We start from the raw sequence: 7,139 nt of genomic DNA, 5'->3' as shown, positions 1-7,139 counted from the left end.
ACCTCGACCTCGACTGGCCTGTCCTCGGCTAATAGCTCGATCACGTCGCTGTCCACCTCGACTTCGACCGGTATCAGTTCGCTCTCTACCGGCCTGAGCTCGACCGATAGCACGGTCGCTTCGCTGTCGACCTCCACGTCGACCGGCCTGTCCTCGGCTAACAGCTCGATCACGTCGCTGTCGACGTCGACCTCGACCGGCATCAGCTCGCTGTCCACCGGCCTCAGCTCGACCGATAGCACGGTCGCATCGCTGTCGACCTCCACGTCGACCGGCCTGTCCTCGGCTAACAGCTCGATCACGTCGCTGTCGACGTCGACTTCGACCGGTATCAGCTCGCTCTCCACCGGCCTGAGCTCGACCGACAGCACCGTCGCTTCGCTGTCGACCTCCACGTCGACGGGCCTGTCATCGGCTAACAGCTCGATCACGTCGCTCTCGACATCGACCTCGACCGGCATCAGTTCGCTCTCTACCGGCCTGAGCTCGACCGACAGCACGGTGACTTCCCTGTCGACTTCCACGTCGACCGGTCTGTCGTCGACCAATAGCTCGATCACGTCGCTGTCGACGTCGACTTCGACCGGTATCAGTTCGCTCTCTACCGGCCTGAGCTCGACCGACAGCACGGTGACTTCCCTGTCGACTTCCACGTCGACCGGTCTGTCGTCGGCTAACAGCTCGATCACGTCGCTGTCGACATCGACCTCGACCGGCATCAGCTCGCTGTCCACCGGTCTGAGCTCGACCGACAGTACCGTTGCATCCCTGTCGACCTCCACGTCGACGGGCCTGTCATCGGCTAACAGCTCGATCACGTCGCTCTCGACGTCGACCTCGACCGGTATCAGTTCGCTCTCTACCGGCCTGAGCTCGACCGACAGTACCGTTGCATCCCTGTCGACCTCCACGTCGACCGGCTTGTCGTCGGCTAACAGCTCGATCACCTCGCTGTCGACGTCGACTTCGACCGGTATCAGCTCGTTGTCCACGGGCCTCAGCTCGACCGACAGCACGGTCGCTTCGCTGTCGACCTCCACGTCGACCGGCCTGTCCTCGGCTAACAGCTCGATCACCTCGCTGTCGACGTCGACTTCGACCGGTATCAGCTCGTTGTCCACGGGCCTCAGCTCGACCGACAGCACGGTCGCTTCGCTGTCGACTTCCACGTCGACCGGCCTGTCGTCGGCTAACAGCTCGATCACCTCGCTCTCGACGTCGACCTCGACCGGCATCAGCTCGCTGTCCACCGGCCTGAGCTCGACCGACAGTACCGTTGCATCCCTGTCGACCTCCACGTCGACCGGCCTGTCGTCCGCGACCAGCTCGATCACGTCGCTCTCGACATCGACTTCGACCGGCATCAGCTCGCTGTCCACCGGCCTGAGCTCGACCGATAGCACGGTCGCTTCCCTGTCGACCTCGACCTCAACAGGTCTGTCCTCGGCGACCAGCTCGATCACGTCTCTGTCCACTTCGACTTCGACGGGTATCAGCTCGCTCTCTACCGGCCTGAGCTCGACCAATAGCACGGTATCCTCGCTGTCCACCTCGACTTCGACCGGTATCAGCTCGTTGTCCACCGGCCTCAGCTCGACCGATAGCACCGTGGCATCCCTGTCGACCTCCACGTCGACCGGCCTGTCGTCGGCAACCAGCTCGATCACCTCGCTCTCGACGTCGACCTCGACGGGTATCAGCTCGCTGTCCACTGGCTTGAGCTCGACCGATAGCACCGTGGCATCCCTGTCGACCTCCACGTCGACAGGCCTGTCGTCCGCGACCAGCTCGATCGCCTCGCTGTCCACCTCGACTTCGACGGGCATCAGTTCGCTGTCGACTGGCCTCAGTTCGACCAACAGCACCGTCGCCTCGCTGTCCACCTCGACCTCGACCGGCATCAGCTCGCTGTCCACCGGCCTGAGCTCGACCAACAGCACCGTCGCCTCGCTGTCCACCTCGACCTCGACCAGCGTCAGCTCGTTGTCCACCGGCCTGAGCACGACCAACAGCTCGATGCTGTCGCTGTCCACCTCGACCTCGACCGGCATCGGCTCGCTGTCCACCGGCCTGAGCACGGCCAACAGCTCGATCACGTCGCTGTCCACGTCGACGTCGACCGCGATCGAGGCCGCGAAAACGCACTACTACAGCGTCAACGACAACGGCACGCAGCAGGGCAACTACGACAACAACGGCGCAACGGGCGTGAACGCAATCGCGGCAGGCACGAACGCCAGCGCGTCGGGCGCGAGCAGCGTCGCGGTCGGCGACGGCGCAAACGCGTCGTCGAACGGCGCGGTCGCGATCGGCCAGAACGCGGCAGCCACCGGCGGCAAGGCCGTGTCGATCGGCTCGGCGAACACCGCGAGCGGCGACGGCGCGGTCGCGATCGGCGATCCGAACCTCGCGACGGGTACCGGCGCGGTGGCGATGGGCGCGAACAACTCGGCCACCGGCAACGGAGCCGTGGCGCTCGGCAACGCGAACACGGCCACCGGCGACGGCTCGCTCGCCCTCGGCAACACGTCCACGGCAGCCTCGGCCGGCTCGCTCGCCTTCGGTGCGAACGCGGTCGCGAAAAACGTGAACGATGTCGCGCTCGGCACGAACTCGGTCACGGGCAACGCGAATCCGACGTCGAGCGCCACGATCGGCGGCGTCACGTACTTCTTCGCCGGCAGCACGCCGACGAGCGTCGTGAGCGTCGGCGCACCGGGCGCGGAACGCCAGATCACGAACGTCGCAGCCGGCCAAATCTCGGCCACGAGCACGGACGCGATCAACGGCAGCCAGCTCAACGCGACGAACCAGGCGCTCAACAGCCTGTCGACGTCGACCGCGTCGAACATCTCGTCGCTGTCGACCGGCATCGGCTCGCTGTCCACCGGCCTCAGCGCCACCAACAGCACCGTGTCGTCGCTGTCCACGTCGACCTCGACCGCGATCAACTCGCTGTCGACGACCATCAGCTCGACGAACAGCAACCTCACGTCGCTGTCCACGTCGACCTCGACCGGCATCGGCTCGTTGTCGACGGGGCTGAGCACGACGAACAGCAACGTGGCATCGCTGTCGACCGGCGTGACGAACATCAACAACACGCTGAACCAGCTGTCGACGACGATCAACAACAACACCACGCGTGCGGCGAACAGCTCCGGCATCGCGGCCGACATGAACGGCACCGGCTCCGACAAGCCGACCGTCACCGCCGGCTCGAACTCGGTCGCGATCGGCGCGAATTCGACGGACGGCGGCCGCTCGAACGTGGTGTCGGTCGGCAGCGACACGCAGCAGCGCCAGATCACGAACGTCGCGCCGGGTACGCAAGGCACCGACGCGGTCAACGTGAACCAGCTGACGGCGGTGCAAACCACGCTGTCGACGGCGCTGTCGGGCCAGCAGACGCAGATCAACACGCTGGGTTCGCAACTGCAGCAGACCGACCAGATGGCGAAGCAGGGTATCGCGGCCGTCGGCGCGATGGCGTCGATCCCGCAGCTCGACCGCGACGCCAACTTCGGGATGGGGATCGGCACCTCGACCTTCCTCGGCCAGAAGGCAATGGCGGTCAACATGCAGGCACGCATCACCGAAAACCTGAAGGCGTCGATCAACGGCGGCTTCAGCGGCAACCAGAAGGTGATCGGCGCGGGCATGCTGTACCAGTGGAAGTAACGCGTCGCGCCGCTAGGCCGTCCGGCCCTCCCGCCGGCCGGCCGCGGCGGCACCGACGGCCGGACGAGCTCGCCGCACGCGCTGCGGCGGGCTTCCGTCAATCCAGCTTTGAGGACGTCATCGTGAACAAACTCGCTCTTGCGCTCGCACTCTCCGCAACGGCCCTCGCCGCCTGTTCGACCGCATCCGGTCCGACCTACAGCGCGTCCGAACTGCAGCCGCGCGACGGCGTGCGCACCTTCCAGGTGGACTGCCACGGCCTGCTGTCGGGCCCGCAGACCTGCATGAAAGCCGCTCGCAAGATCTGCGGCGACCAGCCCGTCCGCGTCGTCGACGCGGCGCGCGCGCTGCGCGACGGCTCGGACCCGGCCACGCTCGTGTTCCAGTGCGGCGCGGCGCCGGCCGAACCCGCGCCGGCGGCAACGCCGGCGCCCGCCGTCGAGCACGTGAACCTCGCCGGCGACGCGCTGTTCGCGACCGGCCTGGCCACGCTCACGCCGGCCGCGCGCGCATCGCTCGACAAGCTGCTGAGCGAACGCGAGGACCGCACGTACGCGCAGGTGACGATCACGGGCTACACGGATTCGGTGGGCAGCGACGCGTCCAACCTCGCGCTGTCGAAGCGCCGCGCGGAAACCGTCGCGGCCTACCTGACGAGCCACGGGCTGAAAACGCAGACGCTGACGGTCACGGGGCGCGGCAGCGCCGATCCGGTCGCCTCCAACGTGACGGCCGAAGGCCGCGCCGGCAACCGCCGCGTCGAAATCTCGCTGCAGCGCTGAGCGCGACACAGCGAGCGGCCGGCCCCCGCTTCGCCGACCTTGCGGCCGCTTCCCGGCAGGCAGTGTCAAAGTTGGTCAGGTACCTCCACAAGCGGGCGATTTCCGTGCCACAATCGCCGCAGACAGCCGCCGGGCCGGCCTGTCCGGGCGCCGCGAACGGCCGTCCCGGCGGCGCATGGCGCGGGACGGCCGTCGACACCGCGAGCCACGCGCCGCGCTCCGTGTGCCGGAGCGCGCCCGCGCCTACGCGACCATGACAATCCACGGCGCGCCGATTCGGTGCCGGGCGCCCGACGCCACGACCGAACGCACGACGCCGCAGAGGAACACAGCCGGTGACGGACATCAATGAAACCGCCTCGGGCGGCACCCGCAAGCAACGGCCGGCCGTCGGCATCTCGCTGTTTGCGCGGGACGGCCAGGCGATCTGGGAAAACGGCATTCACCAGAACATCGCGTTCCTCGCGATGATGCTGAAGCGCTCGGACCGTGTCGGTCCCGTCTATTTCCTGAATGGCGGCGACGCGCAGGCGCTGCCGGCCGGCCTCGATCTCGACGGCCTCGACGTGCCGCTCGTGAAGCCGGCCGACGTCACGCACGAACTCGACGTCGTGATCGAAATGGGCGCGCAGCTGCCGGTCGAGTGGCTCAAGCACATGAAGGCGCTCGGCAAGAAGCGCGTCGCGTTCTTCTGCGGCCACACGTATGCGGGCCTGGGCGAAACGCCGATCTTCGACAAGCCGTCCGGGCACATCATCAACGGCGCGCCGTTCGACGAAGTCTGGCTGCTGCCGCAGTACGACAAGACCGCCGCGCCGATGCTGCGCACGCTGCTGCGCGCGCCGGTGCACCTGATGCCGCACATCTGGTCGCCCTACTTCCTCGAGCGCCGCATCGCCGCGCTCGCCGCCGAAGGCGCGACGTTCGGCTACCAGCCCGGCCGCCGTCCGTGGCGGCTCGCGACGCTCGAACCGAACATCTCGGTCGTGAAGACCTGCCATTACCCGATGCTCGCGTGCGACGAGTTCTATCGCGCACGGCCCGACGCGGTCCAGCACCTGTTCGTCGTCAACGCGATGCACATGAAGACGCATTCGACCTTCGTGCACTTCGCAAACAGCCTCGACCTCGTGCGCCAGCACAAGGCGACCTTCGAGCCGCGCCTCGACCTGCCCGGCTTCATGGCGCGCCACGCGGACGCCGTCGTGTCCCATCACTGGGAAAACGGGCAGAACTACCTGTACTACGACGTGCTGTACGGCGGCTATCCGCTGGTCCACAACTCGACGCTGCTCGGCGACGCCGGCTACTACTATCCGGACTTCGACTCGCAGGCGGGCGGCCGCGCGCTGCTCGACGCATGGCTGCATCACGACGAGCGCGCCGACGACTACCGCACGAAAACCGACCGGCTGCTGAAGTCGGTGTCGATCGACAACCCCGCGAACCTCGACGCGTTCGTCTCGCGTCTGGTCGCCTGAACCGGAGCATACGCATGTCGGACTCCAATGCCCGCCAAGCGCCCGGCGAGGGCAAGCGTCTCGTGGTCGGCGTGTCGCTGTTCGTGCGCGGCGCCGGCCAGTCGCTGTGGGAAAACGGCATTTTCCAGAACTGCCTGCTGCTGATCCTGCTGCTGCGCCAGTCGCCGCTCGTCGCCGACGCGGTGATGGTGAACGGCGGCGAACAGGTCGCCGATCCGCAGATGATGCTCGGCGAATGGAACGTGCCGCTGCTGTCGATGGACGAAGCGATGCAGCGCTGCGACGTGCTGATCGAAATGAGCGCGCAGTTCGGCGCGGACTATCTGCGCGCGTTCCGCGAACGCGGCGGCAAGGTCGTCACGATGCGGGTCGGCAACGACTACGTGATCGACATCGAGCGCGCGATGTTCAACAAGCCGTCGGGCTTCCTGTTCTCCGGCGCGCCGTACGACGCCGTGTGGACGATTCCCGAGTTCGAGCGCTCGTGCCTGCACTATTACCAGACCGGCCTGCGCGCGCCCGTCACGATCGTCCCGCACATCTGGCATCCGATGCTGTTCGACAAGGCGCGCGCATCGCTCGGCGGCGGCTTGTCGTACGGCTACCAGCCCGGCAAGCCGCGCTGGCGCGTGACGATGTTCGAGCCGAACATCTGCATGGTAAAGACCAGCATCATCCCGATGCTCGTGACCGAGGAAGCGTATCGCGCGCGACCGGACTTCGTCGAGATCGTGCGCGTGTGCAACACGACGCACCTGAAGAACCACACGACCTTCGTCCATTTCGCGAAGAGCCTCGACATCGTCGACCACGGGATCACGACATTCGAAAGCCGCTATGCGGTGTACGAGTTCATGGCCGCATATGGCGACGCGGTCGTGTCGCATACGTGGGAGAACGCGCAGAACTACCTGTACTACGAACTGCTGTACGGCGACTATCCGCTGATTCACAACTCGCCGTTCCTCGGCAAGGCCGGGTATTTCTATCCCGACTTCGATTGCCAGGCCGGCGGCCGTGCACTGCTGCAGGCATTCGCCGAACACGACGCGAACCTCGACGCGTATCGCGAGCAGTCGAAGCACGTGCTGGACTCGGTCAGCATCTACAACCCCGACAACGTCGCCGCCTATACGGATGCGATCGCGGCCCTGCATCGCGACGCATGACGCGTCGCGCTTCTTCCCGGACACCG

Annotated in this window: 3 protein-coding genes and 1 pseudogene; all 4 read left to right on the top strand. The window is 66.6% G+C overall.

All coding sequences use genetic code 11. The annotated features are described in order from the left end of the window. Window positions 1-396: 396 nt before the first annotated feature. Window positions 397-3,681 (top strand): annotated as a pseudogene (locus BST28156_RS19915) (YadA family autotransporter adhesin); the annotation flags it as partial. A gap of 122 nt (window positions 3,682-3,803) precedes the next feature. Continuing rightward, complete coding sequence (locus BST28156_RS19910; RefSeq protein WP_174903194.1) at window positions 3,804-4,463, top strand: OmpA family protein; 660 nt, start codon at window positions 3,804-3,806, stop codon at window positions 4,461-4,463. A 335-nt stretch (window positions 4,464-4,798) separates the two neighbouring features. Then, on the top strand, window positions 4,799-5,944 hold the full coding sequence (locus tag BST28156_RS19905) for a DUF2827 domain-containing protein (RefSeq protein WP_174903193.1): 1,146 nt from the start codon (window positions 4,799-4,801) through the stop codon (window positions 5,942-5,944). A 14-nt stretch (window positions 5,945-5,958) separates the two neighbouring features. Next, complete coding sequence (locus BST28156_RS19900; RefSeq protein WP_060242822.1) at window positions 5,959-7,113, top strand: DUF2827 domain-containing protein; 1,155 nt, start codon at window positions 5,959-5,961, stop codon at window positions 7,111-7,113. Window positions 7,114-7,139: the final 26 nt, after the last annotated feature.

It is taken from the genome of Burkholderia pseudomultivorans (assembly GCF_902499075.1).
Classification (GTDB): Bacteria; Pseudomonadota; Gammaproteobacteria; order Burkholderiales; family Burkholderiaceae; genus Burkholderia; species Burkholderia pseudomultivorans.
The sequence above is the reverse complement of the archived record's forward strand: the minus strand, read 5'-3'. Positions and strand labels throughout refer to the sequence as shown.

Coding starts and splice junctions, on each gene's coding strand:
- BST28156_RS19900 (WP_060242822.1), top strand. CDS start 5,959: ATGTCGGACTCCAATGCCCGCCAAGCGCCCGGCGAGGGCAAGCGTCTC.